19 protein-coding genes are annotated in these 18,175 nt (G+C 66.4%); 2 read left to right on the top strand and 17 right to left on the bottom strand.

The features are described 5' to 3' along the window. Positions 1–497: 497 nt before the first annotated feature. Entirely contained in the window at positions 498–1,778 is a 1,281-nt protein-coding gene (gene murA / locus A8G18_RS08880) for a UDP-N-acetylglucosamine 1-carboxyvinyltransferase (RefSeq protein WP_064063585.1), read from the bottom strand. 57 nt (positions 1,779–1,835) lie between these two features. Here murA and A8G18_RS08885 point away from each other — a divergent pair, with 57 nt between their 5' ends. After that, complete coding sequence (locus tag A8G18_RS08885) at positions 1,836–2,408, top strand: cob(I)yrinic acid a,c-diamide adenosyltransferase (protein WP_064063586.1); 573 nt, start codon at positions 1,836–1,838, stop codon at positions 2,406–2,408. A gap of 10 nt (positions 2,409–2,418) precedes the next feature. Here A8G18_RS08885 and A8G18_RS08890 read toward each other — a convergent pair whose 3' ends face one another. The 13 genes from A8G18_RS08890 to prmC all read right to left on the bottom strand — a co-directional run bounded on the left by A8G18_RS08890 (position 2,419) and on the right by prmC (position 13,657). Continuing rightward, a complete protein-coding gene (locus A8G18_RS08890) occupies positions 2,419–2,817 on the bottom strand; it encodes a DUF2550 domain-containing protein (protein ID WP_371053968.1) in 399 nt (132 codons plus the stop codon). Between the two features lie 75 nt (positions 2,818–2,892). Continuing rightward, complete coding sequence (locus A8G18_RS08895; RefSeq protein WP_026003510.1) at positions 2,893–3,261, bottom strand: F0F1 ATP synthase subunit epsilon; 369 nt, start codon at positions 3,259–3,261, stop codon at positions 2,893–2,895. Between the two features lie 6 nt (positions 3,262–3,267). Beyond that, complete coding sequence (gene atpD, locus A8G18_RS08900; RefSeq protein WP_016692470.1) at positions 3,268–4,716, bottom strand: F0F1 ATP synthase subunit beta; 1,449 nt, start codon at positions 4,714–4,716, stop codon at positions 3,268–3,270. Between the two features lie 6 nt (positions 4,717–4,722). Next, the gene (locus tag A8G18_RS08905) at positions 4,723–5,706 is read right to left on the bottom strand and encodes a F0F1 ATP synthase subunit gamma (protein WP_016934669.1); all 984 of its coding nucleotides are present in this window, start codon (positions 5,704–5,706) and stop codon (positions 4,723–4,725) included. Positions 5,707–5,754: 48 nt separating this feature from the next. Beyond that, entirely contained in the window at positions 5,755–7,398 is a 1,644-nt protein-coding gene (gene atpA, locus A8G18_RS08910; RefSeq protein WP_064063588.1) for a F0F1 ATP synthase subunit alpha, read from the bottom strand. 60 nt (positions 7,399–7,458) lie between these two features. Then, complete coding sequence (locus tag A8G18_RS08915) at positions 7,459–8,274, bottom strand: F0F1 ATP synthase subunit delta (RefSeq protein ID WP_064063640.1); 816 nt, start codon at positions 8,272–8,274, stop codon at positions 7,459–7,461. A 5-nt stretch (positions 8,275–8,279) separates the two neighbouring features. Continuing rightward, on the bottom strand, positions 8,280–8,843 hold the full coding sequence (locus A8G18_RS08920; RefSeq protein WP_064063589.1) for a F0F1 ATP synthase subunit B: 564 nt from the start codon (positions 8,841–8,843) through the stop codon (positions 8,280–8,282). A gap of 13 nt (positions 8,844–8,856) precedes the next feature. Continuing rightward, positions 8,857–9,105, bottom strand: coding sequence for an ATP synthase F0 subunit C (locus A8G18_RS08925; RefSeq protein WP_016935169.1), 249 nt, complete (start codon positions 9,103–9,105; stop codon positions 8,857–8,859). Between the two features lie 90 nt (positions 9,106–9,195). After that, on the bottom strand, positions 9,196–9,975 hold the full coding sequence (gene atpB / locus A8G18_RS08930) for a F0F1 ATP synthase subunit A (RefSeq protein WP_170318521.1): 780 nt from the start codon (positions 9,973–9,975) through the stop codon (positions 9,196–9,198). Positions 9,976–10,303: 328 nt separating this feature from the next. Further along, positions 10,304–10,783 (bottom strand): Cg1360 family ATP-synthase-associated protein, encoded by a 480-nt coding sequence (locus A8G18_RS08935; protein ID WP_064063590.1) that lies wholly within the window; start codon positions 10,781–10,783, stop codon positions 10,304–10,306. An 11-nt stretch (positions 10,784–10,794) separates the two neighbouring features. Beyond that, complete coding sequence (locus A8G18_RS08940) at positions 10,795–12,000, bottom strand: glycosyltransferase family 4 protein (RefSeq protein ID WP_064063591.1); 1,206 nt, start codon at positions 11,998–12,000, stop codon at positions 10,795–10,797. A 19-nt stretch (positions 12,001–12,019) separates the two neighbouring features. Further along, on the bottom strand, positions 12,020–12,682 hold the full coding sequence (locus A8G18_RS08945) for an L-threonylcarbamoyladenylate synthase (RefSeq protein WP_064063592.1): 663 nt from the start codon (positions 12,680–12,682) through the stop codon (positions 12,020–12,022). A 51-nt stretch (positions 12,683–12,733) separates the two neighbouring features. Beyond that, positions 12,734–13,657: a peptide chain release factor N(5)-glutamine methyltransferase gene (gene prmC, locus A8G18_RS08950; protein WP_064063593.1), complete on the bottom strand. Its 924-nt coding sequence runs from the start codon at positions 13,655–13,657 to the stop codon at positions 12,734–12,736. 183 nt (positions 13,658–13,840) lie between these two features. On the opposite strand from prmC, the gene A8G18_RS08955 reads away from it, so the two are divergent. Continuing rightward, positions 13,841–14,311: a hypothetical protein gene (locus A8G18_RS08955; protein WP_064063594.1), complete on the top strand. Its 471-nt coding sequence runs from the start codon at positions 13,841–13,843 to the stop codon at positions 14,309–14,311. Between the two features lie 33 nt (positions 14,312–14,344). On the opposite strand, the gene prfA is transcribed toward A8G18_RS08955, so the two are convergent. From prfA to rho, 3 genes are all read right to left on the bottom strand, one after another. Beyond that, positions 14,345–15,424 carry a peptide chain release factor 1 gene (gene prfA / locus A8G18_RS08960; RefSeq protein WP_064063595.1) on the bottom strand — a complete coding sequence of 360 codons (1,080 nt, stop codon included), beginning with the start codon at positions 15,422–15,424 and terminating at the stop codon, positions 14,345–14,347. An 86-nt stretch (positions 15,425–15,510) separates the two neighbouring features. Beyond that, entirely contained in the window at positions 15,511–15,744 is a 234-nt protein-coding gene (rpmE, locus tag A8G18_RS08965; protein ID WP_016933591.1) for a 50S ribosomal protein L31, read from the bottom strand. Between the two features lie 121 nt (positions 15,745–15,865). Continuing rightward, positions 15,866–17,935, bottom strand: coding sequence for a transcription termination factor Rho (rho, locus tag A8G18_RS08970; RefSeq protein ID WP_084421639.1), 2,070 nt, complete (start codon positions 17,933–17,935; stop codon positions 15,866–15,868). Positions 17,936–18,175: the final 240 nt, after the last annotated feature.

Raw genomic sequence — 18,175 nt, forward strand, 5'->3', positions numbered from 1 at the left:
AAACTAGCTATACAACACTGACCATCCCAGACGGAAGAATGAGACGATCAGCAAATACCCACCCCATCGAAACGATGGAGCGGAGTACCAAATAATATTGGCACTGACATTCATCGGCACACTGTTGAGTTCTCAAAGAACACGCACACACCATCGATCCCGAACCTTCCGGTTCGTTCACTCCGGGGTGAGAAGTTCCATCCGGAAGTCTTTTCAACTTCCGGGGCGGCCACCGACCTTACCAGAAGAATCGGGGACTCGTAAACACGTTCAGGCGCCTTCGTCCAACCTCGTTGTCCCGTTCCTTTCGGCCCGGGTCGGTGTCCGTGTCGCTCTGACCTGGATTAAGTTACGCGAGGATCAACTGCCCGCCAAATCGCCTGGTCAGAGTGGGTGAGTCGCGAGGAATCCCCAGGTGGGCAGGTCCGAGAACCGTCTGCCGGCCCGACATCCCTTCTCGTGACGCCCGCCACAGGCGTTCGAACAGGGATGTACGCCTAGCGCGACAGGAGCCGGTCTTCGTCGACACCCACCCGCTCGATGGTTCCCCCGAGCTCCTGGAGGATCTCGACGAATCGCGGATAACCACGATCGATGTGGTACACGTCGTGCACTTCCGTGACCCCGTCGGCGCACAGGCCGGCGAGCACCAATCCGGCGCCCGCACGGATGTCCGACGCCCACACAGGAGCACTCGACAACTGCTCCACTCCGCGCACGACCGCGTGGTGTCCGTCGGTGCGGGCGTCCGCTCCGAGACGCACCATCTCCTCGACGAATCGGAATCTGGCTTCGAAGACGTTCTCGGTGATCATCGATGTCCCGTCCGCGACGGCAGCGAGACCGATGGCCATGGGCTGCAGGTCGGTCGGAAATCCCGGGTACGGCAACGTCGCGAAGTTGACGGCACGGGGGCGTTCCTTCTGCACGACGTGGAACCCGTCGGCCAGGGGCGTGACCTCGGCACCGGCGCTGCGCAACTTGTCCAGCACCAACGCCAGGTGCTTCGGGTTCACCCCATGAACGCTGAGCTCGCCTCGCGTCATCACTGCCGCGATCCCCCACGTCGCCGCGACGATCCGGTCGCCGATGCAGCGGTGTTCGGTGGGCCGGAGCGAGGCGACGCCCGAGACCCGGAGCGTCGTACTACCCGCCCCGGTGATCCGCGCGCCCATCCGGACGAGCATGGTGCACAGGTCGACGATCTCGGGTTCGCGGGCAGCGTTGTCGATCGTTGTGTCGCCCTTCGCGAGGACTGCTGCCATCAGGATGTTCTCCGTCGCTCCCACCGAGGGGAACGCCAGGCGGATGGTGGCGCCGTGCAGATCGTCCGCTTCGGCGACGACGCATCCGTGTTCGATCGTCGAATGCGCGCCGAGCAGACGCAGACCCGCCTGGTGCATGTCGAGGGGGCGAGAACCGATGGCGTCACCCCCGGGCAGGGCCACGATCGCCTTGCGGCATCGGGCAACCAGCGGACCCAGCACGCAGACCGATGCCCGGAACTGGCGCACGGCCGCGAAGTCGGCGCGGTACTCCGGTTCGGCAGGTGTCGTGATGCGGACCGCGTCGCCGTCGAGTTCGACCTCGCACCCGAGTCCGCGCAGGACGTCGGCCATCAAGGGCACGTCGAGGATGTCGGGGCAGTTGGTGATCGTGGTCGTGCCTTCGGCCAGCAGAGCTGCGGCCATCAACTTGAGGACACTGTTCTTGGCACCCCCGACGACGACGTCGCCGGAAAGGCGGCTCCCACCTGTGACAAGAAAGCGTTCACTCACAACGACACAGCGTAACGGCGTGTCCGCCGGAAGAGCAGAGCCGGTACCGTGACGCCCATGGCAGTCCACCTCACACGGATCTATACGCGCACCGGAGACGACGGAACGACGGGGCTCAGCGACTTCTCCCGCGTCTCGAAGAACGACCCTCGTCTGATCGCCTACGCCGATTGCGACGAGACCAACGCGGCGATCGGTGTGGCGCTCGCACTGGGCGCGCTGCCGGAACGGCTCGTCTCGGTCCTTCGGCAGATCCAGAACGATCTCTTCGATGCCGGCGCCGACCTGTCGACTCCCGTTGTGGAGAACCCGAAGTACCCGCCGCTGCGCATCACGCAGCAGTACATCGATCGACTCGAGGGCTGGTGCGACGAGTTCAACGAAGAGCTGGAACCGCTCGATTCGTTCATTCTTCCGGGTGGCACGCCGGGCGCTGCTCTGCTGCACACCGCCAGGACGGTCGCGCGACGCGCCGAACGGTCGGCGTGGGCGGCGGTGGATGCTGCTCCGGACGACACCGACGTCTTGCCGGCGAAGTACCTGAACCGGCTCTCGGATCTTCTCTTCATCCTGTGCCGGATCGCGAACCCGGACGGAGACGTGCTGTGGAAGCCCGGAGCAGGAGCGTGACGAAGTCTCTCTAGAGGGGGCGGCGGCGCTGCGACCGGCCGTCGGGCCTGGATTCGACCCAGGACATGAAGGCCATCAAAGCGCCGCTGTCGAGCGCGATCTCGTACGAGTCGTCGCGGTCGACCACATCGAGGATCACGATGTCCTCGGTCATGATGTCGAATTCGGTGTTCTTCGGCGACCGCCGCGACCGCACGTCGATGCCCTGACGGGCCAAGCGCAGGTCGGGTCCGGGCCGAAGGCTCGAAAGCCTGTAGAACGCGAGTGTCTCGTCGCCGTAACGGACGATTCCGTGCCTCCAGCCGGAACCCTCGTTCTGAGGCATCACTCGCAGGATCGCGGCAGTACCCCCGCCGCGCAGGGTGAACAGTCGGTACAACAAAGCCGCGACGGAGACCGCGAGCAGCACCACAAGGATAGTGAGAATCAGAAATCCGAGTGACACTGCTCGTCGGCTCCGTCGCGGCTTCTCGTTGTTCGACGATCAGGCTCGTTCGACAGCCCGCAGGCGGCCTCGGGCCGCTGCGATCTCCGACTCGTCGCGATTCTCATCGTTCAGAGCCGACTTGGCTGCCTCGACGTCGATGTCCTCCACGCGGTCGGCGGCTTCGGCGAGCACCGTCACCGTCGTCGCGGTCACCGAGAGGAATCCGCCGTGGACGGCCATGACGATCCGCTGACCGTCCGCGGTCCTGACGGACACGACGCCACCCTCGACGAGCTGGCCGAGCACGGGCTCGTGACCGGGCATGATGCCGATCTCGCCCTCGGTGGTCTGGGCGGTGACGAGAGTCGCCGATCCGGACCACACACGCTCCTCGACGGCAACGATGTCCACGCTCATCTCAGCCACGGTGGCCTACTTTCCGGCGATCTTCTTGGCTGCAGCCTCGACGTCGTCGAGTCCACCGCAGCTGTTGAACGCCTGCTCGGGCAGGTGGTCGAACTCACCCTTGCACACGCGGTCGAAGGCCTCGATGGTGTCGGCGAGCGGCACGACCGAACCCGGCTGACCCGTGAACTTCTCGGCGACGATGAAGTTCTGGCCGAGGAACTTCTGGAGACGACGGGCACGGGCGACCGTGACCTTGTCCTCTTCGGAGAGCTCGTCCATACCGAGGATGGCGATGATGTCCTGCAGTTCCTTGTACTTCTGCAGGATGCGCTTGACCTCGTTGGCCACCCGGAAGTGGTCGGCACCGACGATGCCCGGCTCGAGGATTCGCGAGGTCGACGTCAGCGGGTCCACAGCGGGGTAGATACCCATCTGCGAGATCGGACGCGAAAGCTCGGTGGTCGCATCGAGGTGGGCGAACGTCGTGGCCGGCGCGGGATCGGTGTAGTCGTCGGCGGGCACGTAGATCGCCTGCAGCGAGGTGATCGAGCGACCACGCGTCGAGGTGATGCGCTCCTGGAGCTCACCCATCTCGTCCGCGAGCGTGGGCTGGTATCCCACGGCCGACGGCATACGGCCGAGGAGGGTCGAAACCTCCGAGCCTGCCTGCGTGAAGCGGAAGATGTTGTCGATGAACAGGAGCACGTCCTGTCCCTGGACGTCGCGGAAGTACTCCGCCATCGTCAGGGCCGACAGAGCGACGCGCATACGCGTTCCCGGCGGCTCGTCCATCTGACCGAAGACAAGGGCGGTGTCCTGGAGGACGCCCATCTCTTCCATCTCGAGGTGGAGGTCGGTGCCCTCACGGGTGCGCTCACCGACGCCGGCGAACACCGACGTGCCGGAGAACTCACGCGCGATACGGGTGATCATCTCCTGGATCAGAACGGTCTTGCCGACACCGGCGCCACCGAACAGGCCGATCTTGCCGCCCTTGACGTACGGGGTCAGCAGGTCGATGACCTTGATGCCGGTCTCGAGGATCTCGGTCTTGCCCTCGAGCTGGTCGAAGGCCGGGGGCTTGCGGTGGATGCCCCACTGCTCGCCGTCGCGGCCGGTGCCCGGCGCGTCGAGGCAGTCGCCCAGCGCGTTGAACACGTGGCCCTTGACGACGTCGCCGACGGGAACCGAGATCGGCTTGCCCGTGTCGGACACCGGGGCACCGCGGACCAGTCCGTCGGTCGGCTGCATGGAGATCGTGCGGACCAGGTTGTCACCCAGGTGCTGCGCGACCTCGAGGGTCAGGGTCTTCGCCACGGACGGCAGAGTGACCTCTGCGTGCAGGGCGTTGAACAGCTCGGGCACGGCGCCACGCGGGAACTCCACGTCGACGACGGCGCCGATGACGCGGACGACGCGCCCGGCAAGGGCCGACGCCGCACCGGCGTTGTTGTCGGTTACTGCTGCGGTCATTGTGGTTCAGTCACTTCCTGCACTCGAGGCGAGCGCACCGGCACCGCCGACGATCTCGCTGATTTCCTGGGTGATCTGGGCCTGGCGGGCCTGGTTCGCCTGACGGCTGAGGGTGTTCACCAGTTCCGTGGCATTGTCCGTCGCGGCCTTCATGGCGGTACGACGGGCCGCCGACTCGGAGGCCGCCGCGTCCAGCAGCGACGCGTAGATACGCGTGCTGATGTACTTCGGCAGGAGAGCTTCGAGCAGGACTCCGGCCTCGGGCTCGAAGTTGTACACCGCCTGAGGCCCCTCGGTGCCCGTGCCACGGTGCCCGTCGGTGAGCATGTCCTCGCCGAGGTCGATCTCGTCCTCGGTGATGCTCACCTCGAGCGGAGCCATTCTGCGGACCTGGGGGGTCTGCGTCAGCATCGACACGAAGCGGGTGTAGACGATGTGCAGTTCGTCGACGCCCTCGACGGTGCCTTCGCCGTTCGGGGCGGGCACCTCGGTGCCCGAACCCGCCATGAACAGCTCGACCAGGTGGCGGCTCGCCTTCGCGGCGTCCGTGTAACGAGGATCCTGCGAGAAGCCCGTCCAGGCAGCGACCACTTCACGCTCACGGAACGTGTAGTAACCGAGGCCCTTGCCGCCCATCACGTACAGCACAGGCTCCTTGCCCTCGCTGAGGAGCAGCTGACGCAGCTCCTCGGCTTCCTTGAGGACGTTGGAGTTGTAACCGCCGGCCATACCGCGGTCGCTGGTCACGACCAGCACTGCGGCACGCTTGGGGTTCTCACGCTCGTTGAGCAGGGGGTGATCCAACGAGGCCGACGCACTCGCCAGCTCGGAGAGCACCTTGGTGATCTCCTCGGCGTACGGCTTGGACGCTGCCACTCGGGCCTGGGCCTTCGTGATACGCGACGTCGCGATCAGTTCCTGCGCCTTGGTGATCTTCTTGGTCGAGTTGACCGACTTGATCCGCGAGCGCAGTTCGCGCAAGTTCGCCATTCGTCGATCACACTCCCTTCACTGGACGCTGGGTCATGGACTCCCCGCTCACTTGCGAACGGTGGTGCGCTTGACGGAGACCTGCTCCTGCTCGACCTCGTCGGCACCGAGAGCCTCGGCCTCCGCCTCGTTCACGACACGGCTGCCGTCGGAGGCGATGAAACCCTCCTTGAACTTGGCGGTCGCGGCGTGGAGAGCCTCGATCGACTCGTCGGACAGGGCCTTGCCACCGGCGATCTGCTCGTAGACGCCTGAGGCGTTGCGGTGCAGATCCTCGAGGAGCTCGGCCTCGAAGCGACGCACGTCTCCGACCGGAACCGAGTCGAAGACACCTTCGCCGGCGAGGTAGATCGACACGATCTGGTCCTCGACCGCGATGGGAGCGTACTGGTCCTGCTTGAGCAGCTCGACGAGACGCTGACCGCGCTCGAGCTGAGCCTTCGACGCGGCGTCGAGGTCGGAGGCGAAAGCGGCGAAGCCTTCGAGCTCACGGAACTGGGCGAGCTCCAGACGCAGCGAGCCGGACACCTTCTTCATGCCCTTGGTCTGGGCGGCGCCACCGACTCGGGAAACCGAGATACCCACGTTGATGGCGGGGCGGACACCCTTGTTGAACAGGTCGGACTCGAGGAAGACCTGGCCGTCGGTGATGGAGATGACGTTGGTCGGGATGTACGCCGACACGTCGTTCGCCTTGGTCTCGATGATCGGCAGGGCCGTCAGCGAACCGCCACCGAGCTCGTCGGAGAGCTTGGCGGAGCGCTCCAGCAGACGCGAGTGCAGGTAGAAGACGTCGCCGGGGTATGCCTCGCGGCCCGGCGGACGACGCAGCAGCAGGGAGATGGCGCGGTACGCCTCGGCCTGCTTGGTGAGGTCGTCGAACACGATGAGGACGTGCTTGCCCTGGTACATCCAGTGCTGGCCGAGGGCCGAACCGGTGTAGGGGGCGAGCCACTTGAAGCCGGCGGAGTCGGAGGCGGGAGCCGCGACGATGGTGGTGTACTCCATCGCGCCGTTCTCCTCGAGTGCCTGCTTGACACCCGCGATGGTCGAGCCCTTCTGGCCGATCGCGACGTAGATGCAGCGGACCTGCTGCTTCGGGTCGCCGGTCTCCCAGTTCGCCTTCTGGTTCAGGATCGCGTCGATGCAGACCGCGGTCTTGCCGGTCTTGCGGTCGCCGATCACGAGCTGACGCTGGCCACGGCCGATCGGGGTCATCGCGTCGATGGCCTTGATGCCGGTCTGCAGCGGCTCCTCGACCGGCTGGCGCTCCAGCACGGTCGCGGCCTGCAGCTCGAGGGCGCGGGTCTCACCGGCTTCGATGTCGCCGAGACCGTCGATCGGCTGACCGAGCGGGTTCACGACGCGGCCCAGGAAGTTGTCGCTCACCGGCACCGACAGAACGTCGCCGGTCCGCTTGACTTCCTGGCCCTCCTCGATGGTCTGGAAGTCGCCCAGGATAACGGCACCGATCTCGGTGGCCTCGAGGTTGAGGGCCACGCCGAGGACGCCGCCGGGGAACTCCAGCAGCTCGTTGGCCATCGCCGACGGCAGACCGCTGATGTGCGCGATGCCGTCACTGGTGTCGACGACCACGCCGACCTCCTCGCGGGAGGCCTCCGGGGAGTAGCTCGCGGTGTAATTGTCAATCGCGCTACGGATCTCGTCGGAGGAGATCGTCAGCTCCGCCATGTTCTTCCTGCTCTCGGTATCTGGTCTTCGAAAAGATCTATGTGTGTGTTCGGTAGTGGACTACGTGAGGCTCTTGCGCACTGCAGCGAGTCGACCCGCGGCACTACCGTCGATGACCTCGTCGCCCACCCGGACGACCAATCCACTGAGAAGCTCGGGATCGACCTCGACGTGCACCGTCACAGGCTTCCCGTAGATGCGGGTCAGGGTCGCGGAGAGCCGCTCCTCCTGCCGCGCATCGAGCGGTGCCGCGCTACGGACATGCGCAACGGCACGGTCCCGCTGGGCTGCTGCGAGTGCCGACAACTCGTCGAACGTGCCGGCCGGAGACTCGCTCAGCCGACCGACCGCATGGACGGCCAGCGTTTCGGTGACCGCGGTCACCTTCCCGTAGAGCAGGCGCGTCAGCAGATCGCGCTTGGCCGAAGCCGGCGTGCCGCGATCGGAGAGCGTCTGCTCGAGGTCGGGGTTGCCGGCCACGATGCGACCGAGGCGGAACAGTTCGTCCTCGACGGTGTCGAGCTGGTCCTGGTCCGCTGCAGCCTTCAGCAGCGCCTCCCGACCGAGCTGGACGAGAGAGTTCGTCAGATCGGACTGGGCCGACCAGTCCTGCCCCGCTGCTGCCTTGACGGTCGCGAGGGTCTGAGCCGAAACCTTGCCGCCGAAGACCTGCTCGGCCAGCCGCTCACGAACGGCAGCCGGGGCCGAGGCGTCGGCCAGCGCGGTCCGAAGAGCCCGCTGGCTGTCGAGCGCCTCGACCACCGAGAAGAGTTCGGAACCGGCCTGAGCCGCAGCGGCAGTCGCGGCACCCGAGCCCAGGGCGGACTGCAACGCGGAACGCGTATGAGCGAGTGCCTCACGGCTTGCTGCGTACATGGTGCTCACTTTCCGGATGCAGAGTCAGCGCTGAGGGAGTCGAGTTCGTCGAGGAATCGATCGATCGAGCCGGCACGCTTCACGTCGTCCGCGAGCGCTTCGCCGAGGATCTTCTCGGCGAGATCCACGGAGCTGCGTCCGAGATCGCTACGCAGCTCGGCCACGATCTGCTGGCGCTGGGCCTGCAGCTGGTTGTGACCGGCGGAGACGATACGGTCGCTCTCCTCCTGGGCCTGCGCCTTCATGTCGGCGATGATCTGCTGGCCCTGTGCACGGGCCTCTTCACGGATCTGCGCCGCCTCGGTGCGGGCCTCGGCGAGCTGGCTACGGTACTGCTCGAGCGCGGCCGCAGCCTCCGCCTGAGCTTCCTCTGCCTTCTTGATGCCGCCTTCGATCAGCTCCGAACGCTCGTCGAGCACCTTCTGGAACATCGGAAGCACGAACTTCCAGAAGACGAATCCGACGAGAATCAGGGCGACCAGCGACCAGACGATGTCGTATGTCGCGGGAAGGAGGGGGTTGGGAGTCTCCCCTTCCTCGGCCGCGAGAATCAGGATGCTGTCAGCCATGGTGATCGTCGGATCAGAAGATGAAGCCGGCGACGATGCCGATCAGCGCCAGGGCCTCGGTGAACGCGATACCGAGGAACATCGTGGTGCGCAGCTGGCCGGCCATCTCGGGCTGACGAGCCATGCCCTCGATCGCCTTGCCGACGACGATGCCGATGCCGATGCCGGGGCCGATGGCGGCGAGGCCGTAGCCGATGGCGCCTGCACCCGAGATCGTGGTGTCCTGGGCGAGGACGTCTGCTGCCTGAAGCGCAACGCTCATTGGTGTTCCATTCCCTTTCTTGTGGCTCGGCCCCGGGAGTCGGCAACCGAGTCAGTCTGTGTGTAGATGTGGGTCGTGCCGTTCGTCGAGCTAGTGCTCTTCGGCGTGCAGCGCCAGATCGATGTACACCGCGGTGAGCAGCGCGAAGATGTAGGCCTGCAGGACGATCACCAGGAGCTCGAAGAAGGTGAACGCGATTCCGCCGATGAGAGAACCGATGCCGAACACCTTCATGAAGCCGTCGGAATCGAAGAAGAAGAACTGGGTGGCACTGAAGAACAGCACGAGCATGATGTGACCGGCCAGCATGTTGGCCATGAGACGAATGGTCAGCGTGAACGGCCGCAGAATGAACGTCGAGACGAACTCGATCGGGATCACCAGCACGTGGAGAGCGGGCGGCAGGTTCGGAATGACGATGCTGCTCTTGACGTAGCGGAAGAATCCGTACTTCTTGATGCCCACATAGTTGAAGACGATGTAGGCGAGTGCCGCGAGCACGATCGGCATACCGATTCGTGCGTTGGACGAGATGTTGAGGAACGGGATGACCGATGTGAGGTTCAGACCGACCACCAGGAAGAAGATGGTGACGATCACCGGAAGGAACCGGCGTCCCTGTTCCTTACCGAGGATGTCCTCGGCGATATGGATCCGGACGAAGTCGAGCATGATCTCGGCGACGTTCTGCACACCCCGCGGCACGATCTTCGGACTCCGCAGCGCGAAGAAGAAGAACAGAGCGACGATCAGGGCGACGGCGACGCGGATGAGCATCAACCGGTCCATCTCGAAGGGGGTGCCTTCGAACAGGACTGCCGGTGGGAAAAAATCAGCTAGTGACGGCGCGTGGAATTCTCCGGCTGCCAAGGTGGTGACGCTCAGCGCTCTCTCCCGTAGTCGGCCGCAGGCATGCCGTCTGCGGTTCGATCGGACATTGACGATCCAGAAGTCGACCAGGTCGGCTCGCGTATTCGCCAGTGTTCCGAACCGCGTGAACGGTCCTGCTTCCTGCCGGTGTCGGCGACTCTCGTCGACTCGGCGGCCATTTGAACACGGCCGCCTACGAAGTCACAACTGCGCACCGTTTCCAAACCGGATGCGGCCAGTGTCACTCTCGCAGAACTCACCCTACCAACTGCTCTACGACAGCGCGTAGGTGGGTTCCTACGTGGGGGGTTATGGACATCCGGCGCTACTACCGATCGTCGTTGTTCACCTCGGGCGACGGGCGGGGATCGACGTACAGGGCGCGCTGCGAGAGCACCCCGTAGGTCTCCGCTCCCAGAACGATGACCAGCGCGAAAACGATCGTGAGCACCAGCGCGTTGCGGTTGTAGAAGTCGAGCGAGTCGAGCGAACCCATCACGACGATGGCGAGGATCAACTTCAGCAACCAGGTGCCGAGAAGAACGGCACCGGCGGTCATCGCCGGCATCTTCGACGTCAGGAGCACACCGAGCGCGGTGAAAAGGATGAATCCTCCGCCGACGGCCGCGCCGATCAGCGCGCCCCACAGTCCCGGCATCCCGGCGACGAGCACCGAGACCACCGATGCCACCACGGCGAGCGCGAGAAGACCGAGGACGCCGTAGCGCACCGCCGCGCGCATGGGTGCGATCGGGTCGGGCAGCGAGGGCAGACCGTGGTCGGGTTCGGGATGATCCGGGTTCGTCACGATATCCGAGCCTAACCGACCTCTCGGGAGTGCTCCGGTGGTGTCTCCCCCGACTCGTCGTGCCGCCGCAGCGACGGCACCGCGGTCACGACGAGAGCGAACACGAGACCGCCCGCGAGAATCAGCACCACGGCCCTCCGATCGAGCAGCGAGGAACCGACGGCCCCGAACGCGAGGATGCCGACCCACAGGTAGAGCAGGAGCACCACGCGACGGTGGGAGTGCCCGATCTGCAGGAGGCGGTGATGGAGGTGCATCTTGTCCGGGCTGAACGGGCTGACACCGGCCCGCGTGCGGCGCACGATCGCGAGGAGCAGGTCGAGGATCGGGATGAACATCACCGCACCCATCAGAATGAGCGGTGAGAGCAGACCCAGCAGGTCGCGCGAGCCGTATGCGCTCAACGGGATGAGCCCCGAGGCGCTCGTGGAGATCGCGGCGAGCATCAGGCCGATGAGCATCGATCCGGAGTCGCCCATGAAGATCTTGGCGGGCTGGAAGTTGTGCGGCAGGAAGCCGAGGCACGCACCCGCGAGGGCCGCAGCCATGAGGGCCGGCGGGTAGGCGGAGACGTCGCCACCCTGATCGAGCAGCAGGCCGACGGAGAACGCACAGATCGCCAGCGCGGCGATGAGACCCAGCCCGGCCGCGAGTCCGTCGAGCCCGTCGACGAAGTTCATCGCGTTGATCATCACGGCGGCGACGACGACGGTGATGAGCCCGCCCTGAAGTTGGTCGAGCACGAGCGTCGACGCGCTGAAGGGGTCGTAGATGACGATCCAGCTCACGCCCATGACCACGAGCACGCCGGCCGCGGTGACCTGCCCGACGAACTTGGTGAGCGCGTCGAGACCCCACCGGTCGTCGACGATCCCGACGACGACGATGATCGAAGCTGCGACGAGCGCCGCTCCCATGTCCGGGGTGTATTCGAAACCCCTTGTCAGAGCTGGCAACTGCTGAGCGAAGATGATCCCCGCAACGAGACCGATGTACATGCCGACCCCACCCATCCGGGGTGTCGGTGTCACGTGCACGTCGCGATCACGGGGCACCGCGACCGCCCCGAACTTCAGTGCGAGGATCCGCACCACGCCGGTCGCGAGGAAGGTCACCACCGCGGAGGTGAGCAGGACGAGGAGAAGCTCCCGGATGGGAACGCCGGCGCCGCGCCCGGCCTGAGCGAGCAGTACGGCGGTGGTGTCGGCTGCAGTCACGTGCTCCGTTCCTCCGCCGCTACTCCCCGCCGGAACGAAGACGCTCGGGATCGTCGCCGAGCACCTCCGCGAGCGCTTCGGCCGTCACGGCGCCTTCGCGCAGGATGCGCGGACGGTCACCCGTGAGATCGACGATCGTCGAGGCGATGCCGTGTTCGGCGGGACCACCGTCGAGATAGACACTCGCCGACGCTCCGAGTTGCTCGCGCGCCTCGGTGACGTTCGTCGCCGGCGGCCGGCCGGAGACGTTCGCGCTGGACACCGCGAGCGGGCCGACCTCGCGCAGCAGTTCCAGGATCACGGGGTGCAGCGGCATGCGGAGCATGACCGTGCCGCGCGTGTCCCCGAGGTCCCAGGCCAGGGAGGGTGCCTGATGCACCACGAGGCTGAGCCCACCCGGCCAGAAGGCACGGATCAATTCCCGCGCCTCGGGACGTACCGAGGCGACGAGGCCGTCGATGGTCGTCCAGGAGCCGACGAGGACCGGCACCGGCATGTCGCGTCCGCGGCCCTTCGCGCGCAGGAGCGAGGTCACGGCGTCGGAGTCGAACGCATCTGCCGCGATGCCGTACACCGTGTCGGTAGGTACGACGACGAGTCGTCCGGCCTTGAGTGCACCACGCGCCGCGTTGAGTCCGGCGGCGCGCGAAGCTTCGTTGTTGCAGTCGTACACGGTGCTCACGCGCTCATCCTTCCACTTCGGCCGGAGTCGGCACCGGACGGGTCCTGCCCGTCAGCCGTCCGCAGCAGACCGTACCGACTTCATGCGGTCGGCCTCCACCGCGGTGGGAACCCGGTGGGCGGTGACGAACCGGGCCTTACCGGCGAGGTCGGGGTGCCGGACGACATCGCCGAAGACGCGACGCTGTTCGAACAGTTCGGCGACGAGCAGACTGTGTGTGTCGTCGTGCTCGACCGCGGCCGCTCCCCCGATCCGCAGCCATCGCGCGATGTTCGACACCATCGGGCGGATGACGGACAGACCGTCGACCCCTCCGAAGAGCGCCGAGTGCGGGTCGTGCTCGATCACCTCGGGTTCCAGTTCGGCGCCTTCCGGGATGTAGGGCGGATTGGCGACCACCAGGTCGACGGTGCCTTCGAGGTTGCTGAGCAGGGTGCGGTCGGTGACATCGCCCTGATACAGCCGGATCGGGGTGTCGCCTTCCTGCGCGCGGGTCTCGGCGTTGCGTCGGGCCCACCCGAGGGCCTTCGCTTCGAGTTCGACGGCGTGGACCTCGGCGTCGGGCCGGGCGTGCGCGATCGCCAGTGCGAGTGCGCCGGATCCGGTGCACAGATCGAGCACGATCGGATTGCGGCTTCCGTGACGTTCGAGGAAGGCCAGGGCCCATCCGAGAAGCAGTTCGGTCTCGGGTCGGGGCACGAAGACACCCGGTCCCACCGCGAGGTCGATCTCCCCCATCGGCGAGGTGCCGGTGATGTACTGCAGCGGTATCCGTTTCGCTCGCTGTTCGACCATGGATCGATAGGCGTCGATGGTCGCCGCGTCGACGAGCGGGACCAGGCCGAGTCGGCCGCGCTCGATGCCGAGCAGGTGCGCGGCGAGAAGTTCGGCGTCGACCCGGGGACTCGGGACTCCTGCTTCCTCGAGGACCGATGCCGCTTCGATGACGGCCAGGCGCAGAGGTTGACGGCTCACGCCTTACAGCGTGCCACGACTCCGGTCCTGCGCTACGCGGAGGTAGCCCTCACATTGCACGCATACGCCGCGGACCGGACATCCGATGTGTTTCCGGCGACGTGATTGACGGCACGGTGGGGCGGGCACCCGAACAGGGACCGATACCTTGCGGTCGGTTTCATCGACAGAAAGGGATTGCCCATGAAGTCACGGACTGTGCGTGGAATCACCGTTCTCGCCGCAGCGGGCGCGGCCGCTTTCGCGGCCCCCGCCCTCGCGAGCGCGGACCCTATCGATTTCCAGCCGATCCCCGTCGGATGCCCGGCGGGGATCGGTCCGGTCGATACGGAGACCGCCGTCGCCGAGGAGGATGCGGAACCCGGCTCGATCGAGTACGAGATCGAGCAGGAGGGCAGCGGCGGAGGCCGGATCGGCTGGGTGAACCTGAGGACGCTCCAGCTGGGGACGGGTGCGCTGCCGGGACCGCTGGAAGGTGAGGAGCCCGCGGTGGTCCTCGAGACCGGTGAGGGCCTCGTCGTCAGCGCAGTCTGGGGTGCCCATGAGAACTCCGACGGTCAGGGTTGCTTCCTGCTGCCGGGCGTCGATCTCACCGACGTCCCGCCGGCCGATCCGGAGGTACCCGCAGTAACCGACCCTGCAGGCAACGAGTAGCCCTGCTCCCCCGTCGAGGCCCGGCTCCTGCGGTTACTCGGCCGCGAGCCGGGCTTCTCGGTCTGCAGCGCCCAGGGCGTCGAGCAACGCATCGAGTTCGCCGTCGAGCACCGCGTCGAGGTTGTGGGCCTTGAAACCGATGCGGTGATCGGTGATCCGGTTCTCCGGGAAGTTGTAGGTGCGGATGCGCTCCGACCGGTCGACGGTGCGCACCTGGCTGGCCCGACCTGCCGATGCTTCCGCGTCGGCTGCCTCTTCGGCCGCCGCCTGCAGGCGCGCCGCGAGCACCTGCATCGCGCGGGCCTTGTTCTGCAGCTGGGAGCGTTCGTTCTGGCAGGTCACCACGATGCCGGTGGGAAGGTGTGTGATGCGCACGGCCGAGTCGGTGGTGTTGACGCCCTGACCGCCCTTGCCGGACGACCGGTAGACGTCGATGCGCAGGTCGCTCTCGTCGATCTGCACCTGCTCGACCTCGTCGGGCTCGGGGTAGACGAAGACGCCGGCCGCGGAGGTGTGCACGCGGCCCTGCGATTCGGTGACGGGCACCCGCTGGACGCGGTGCACGCCACCCTCGAACTTGAGGCGGGACCACACGCCGTCGCGCACATCGGTCTTCGACTTGACCGACAGGGTGATGTCCTTGTAACCGCCGAGATCGGAGTAGGTGGCGCCGAGAACTTCGACGCGCCACCCGGCGCGTTCGGCATAGCGGGTGTACATCCTGGCGAGGTCGGAGGCGAACAGAGCGGACTCCTCACCGCCCTCACCGGACTTGACCTCGAGGACCACGTCGTCGCTGTCGTGCGGATCACGAGGAGCGAGCAGGTCGGTGAGGGACCGGTCGAGCTCGGCGACCTGCGATTCGAGGTCGTCGACCTCCGACGCGAACGACGAGTCGTCGGTGGCGAGTTCGCGCGCCGCTTCGAGATCGTCGCGGGCCTGCTTCAGAGCGTTGTAGGTCGACATCACCGGGGCGAGTTCGGCGAACCGCTTGCCCACCCGGCGGGCCGCCGCGGGATCGTCGTGCAGCGACGGGTCGGACAACTGCTGCTCCAGACCCGCGTATTCGGCCAGGATGTCGTCGATGGCCGACGGCTTGGTCTGCCCCGCCATGATGTGCTCCGCTCTGATTCGGTCCGTGCAACGAAAATGCCGACGCCCGGCCTGCACGGGGGCAGTACCGGGCGTCGGCGTGACAGCTAGCTGTCGGAATCGGCCTTCTTCGATGCACGCTTGCCGTAGCGAGCCTCGAAGCGCGCGACACGACCGCCGGTGTCGAGGATCTTCTGCTTGCCGGTGTAGAACGGGTGGCAGTTGGAGCAGACTTCGACGGTGATCCGTCCGGCCTCCGACGTGCTGCGGGTCTCGAACGTGTTGCCGCAACCGCAGACGACGGTCGTCGTCACGTAGTTGGGGTGGATTCCTGCCTTCATGGTGTCCCTTTCGTGGCCGCCGGGTCGCCTTCGCGGATCGAAGACGTGAACCGGAGCCGGACTGAGCCTGTCGATTATGCCAAACGTAGGGCCCCGGGAAGAAATTCCCGGGGCGCCGACGTCAGTCGTCGAGTGCCCCCGGTGCGGTCTTCGCCACATTCATGAGGAACTCGATGTTCGTCTTGGACTTCTTGAGCCGGTCGATGAGCAGATCGATCGCCTGGTGCGAATCGAGACCCGAGAGCACGCGGCGCAGCTTGTGCACCACGGCGAACTCGTCCGGGCTCATGAGCAGCTCGTCCTTGCGCGTACCGGACGGGTTGACGTCGACCGCCGGGAACACGCGACGCTCGGCGATCTTCCGGTCGAGCTTGAGCTCGGCGTTGCCGGTGCCCTTGAACTCCTCGAAGATGACGGTGTCGCCGGTGGAGCCGGTCTCGACCATCGCGGTGGCGATGATCGTGAGCGACCCGCCGTTCTCGATGTTGCGGGCAGCACCGAGGAAACGCTTCGGCGGGTACAGCGCGGTCGAGTCGACACCACCGGAGAGGATGCGTCCGGATGCCGGCGACGAGTTGTTGTACGCGCGGCCGAGACGGGTGATGGAGTCGAGGAGCACCACGACGTCCTGGCCCATCTCCACGAGACGCTTGGCACGCTCGATGGCGAGCTCGGCGACCGAGGTGTGGTCTGACGGCGGCCGGTCGAAGGTCGAGGCGATGACCTCGCCCTTCACCGAACGCTGCATGTCGGTGACCTCTTCGGGACGCTCGTCGACGAGCACGACCATGAGGTAGCACTCGGGGTTGTTGACGGCGATCGCGTTCGCGATGTCCTGGAGGACCGTGGTCTTGCCGGCCTTCGGCGGCGACACGATGAGCGCGCGCTGCCCCTTACCGATCGGCATGACCAGGTCGATCACGCGCGTGGTGAGGATGTTCGGCTGGGTCTCGAGCCGCAGACGCTGGTTCGGGTACAGCGGCGTGAGCTTGTTGAACTCGGGGCGGCGCTTGGCCGAGTCGACGTCGCGGCCGTTGACCGTGTCGAGGCGGACCAGCGGGTTGAACTTCTGGCGCTGGTTGCTCTGCTCGCCCTCGCGGGGAACCCGCACGGCACCGGTGATGGCGTCGCCGCGGCGCAGGCCGTTCTTACGCACCATGTTCATCGACACGTAGACGTCGTTCGGGCCGGCGAGGTAGCCGGACGTGCGCACGAACGCGTAGTTGTCGAGGACGTCGAGGATGCCGGCGACCGGCTGCAGGACGTCGTCCTCGCGGATCTCGGGCTCGCGCGAGTCCGAACCGCCTTCGTTGCGGTCACGTCCACGGCGACGCTCACGGAAGCGACGGCCCCGGCGGCCGCGGCCGCCTTCCTCGTCGTCTCCCCCACGGCTGTCCTGGCTCTGACGCGGGCCCTGGTTTCCGCCGTCACGATCGCCGCCGTCCTGACCGCGATCACCCTGGTTACGGTCACCCTGGTTGCGGTCACCCTGGTTGCGATCGCGCCGCGAGGAGCCGTCGCCGGAGTTGCGGTCCTGGCCCTTCTCGCGCTGCGAGTCGCGGTCCTGGCGGCCGTCCTCGGACGACTCGGCACCTTCGGTCTGCTGGTTCTGGTCGGCGTTGTCGCCACCACGACGTCCGCGACGGCCACGGCCGCGACGGTTTCCGTCGGATTCGTTGTCGCCGCTGGGGGTCTGGCCACCCTGCTGCTTCTCCTGCGAGCCGTCCACGGCCGACTTCGCGTCGGCCTTCTGCTCGGCCGACTTCGCGTCGGCCGGGTTCGCGTCGGCCTTCTGCTCGGGCGCGGCGGTCTCGTCGGAGGCGGCACGGCCACGGCGACCGCGGGTGCCACGCGAGGGCGCTCCCTCGGGCTTGTCTGCCGTCTCGGTCTTCGCTGCCGCTTCGGCCTTCTCGGCGGACGCGGTCTTGTCGGCGCCGGTGTCCGACGCGGCTGCAGGCTGCTCGGTGGCAGGTGCGGCGCCGCCGCCTCCCTGCCGCTCCTTGATGGCAGCGATGAGATCGCCCTTGCGCATCCCGGAGGTGCCCTTGATTCCGAGCTCGGCGGCAAGTGTCCGCAACTCGGCAAGCACCATGCCCGAAAGGCCTGCTCCGCGGCGACCGCGCGTGGTCGTCCGGCTACCGGCCTCGGGAATGTCGAGCGCAGGTGTAGCGATCAGGTCCGTATCTGTCACGGAGATCCTTCCTTCCCTCGCTCGCTTCATGCGCAGCAGAGGGTTCGTCCCGCAGATCAGTTCGTCCACTGAGCTGGGATTTGCCGTACGAGTTCAGGGAAAACGAACGGTCGGCACGTCCGCCACCACACCGAAATCCGGTAGGTGCGGTCTGTCCCCCTCCCGGATCCGGGAGCAGGTGAGGATCGATCCAGGTTCGACGCCCCGATGGAGCTGGAGTGATTGCCCTGGAGAATCCGG

The organism is Rhodococcus gordoniae, assembly GCF_001646655.1.
GTDB lineage: Bacteria > Actinomycetota > Actinomycetes > Mycobacteriales > Mycobacteriaceae > Rhodococcus > Rhodococcus gordoniae.

Coding starts and splice junctions, on each gene's coding strand:
- A8G18_RS08955 (WP_064063594.1), top strand. CDS start 13,841: ATGAAGTCACGGACTGTGCGTGGAATCACCGTTCTCGCCGCAGCGGGC.
- atpD (WP_016692470.1), bottom strand. CDS start 4,716: ATGACCGCAGCAGTAACCGACAACAACGCCGGTGCGGCGTCGGCCCTT.
- atpA (WP_064063588.1), bottom strand. CDS start 7,398: ATGGCGGAGCTGACGATCTCCTCCGACGAGATCCGTAGCGCGATTGAC.
- rpmE (WP_016933591.1), bottom strand. CDS start 15,744: ATGAAGGCAGGAATCCACCCCAACTACGTGACGACGACCGTCGTCTGC.
- A8G18_RS08905 (WP_016934669.1), bottom strand. CDS start 5,706: ATGGCGAACTTGCGCGAACTGCGCTCGCGGATCAAGTCGGTCAACTCG.
- A8G18_RS08915 (WP_064063640.1), bottom strand. CDS start 8,274: ATGTACGCAGCAAGCCGTGAGGCACTCGCTCATACGCGTTCCGCGTTG.
- A8G18_RS08920 (WP_064063589.1), bottom strand. CDS start 8,843: ATGGCTGACAGCATCCTGATTCTCGCGGCCGAGGAAGGGGAGACTCCC.
- prfA (WP_064063595.1), bottom strand. CDS start 15,424: ATGGCGGGGCAGACCAAGCCGTCGGCCATCGACGACATCCTGGCCGAA.
- A8G18_RS08925 (WP_016935169.1), bottom strand. CDS start 9,105: ATGAGCGTTGCGCTTCAGGCAGCAGACGTCCTCGCCCAGGACACCACG.
- A8G18_RS08885 (WP_064063586.1), top strand. CDS start 1,836: ATGGCAGTCCACCTCACACGGATCTATACGCGCACCGGAGACGACGGA.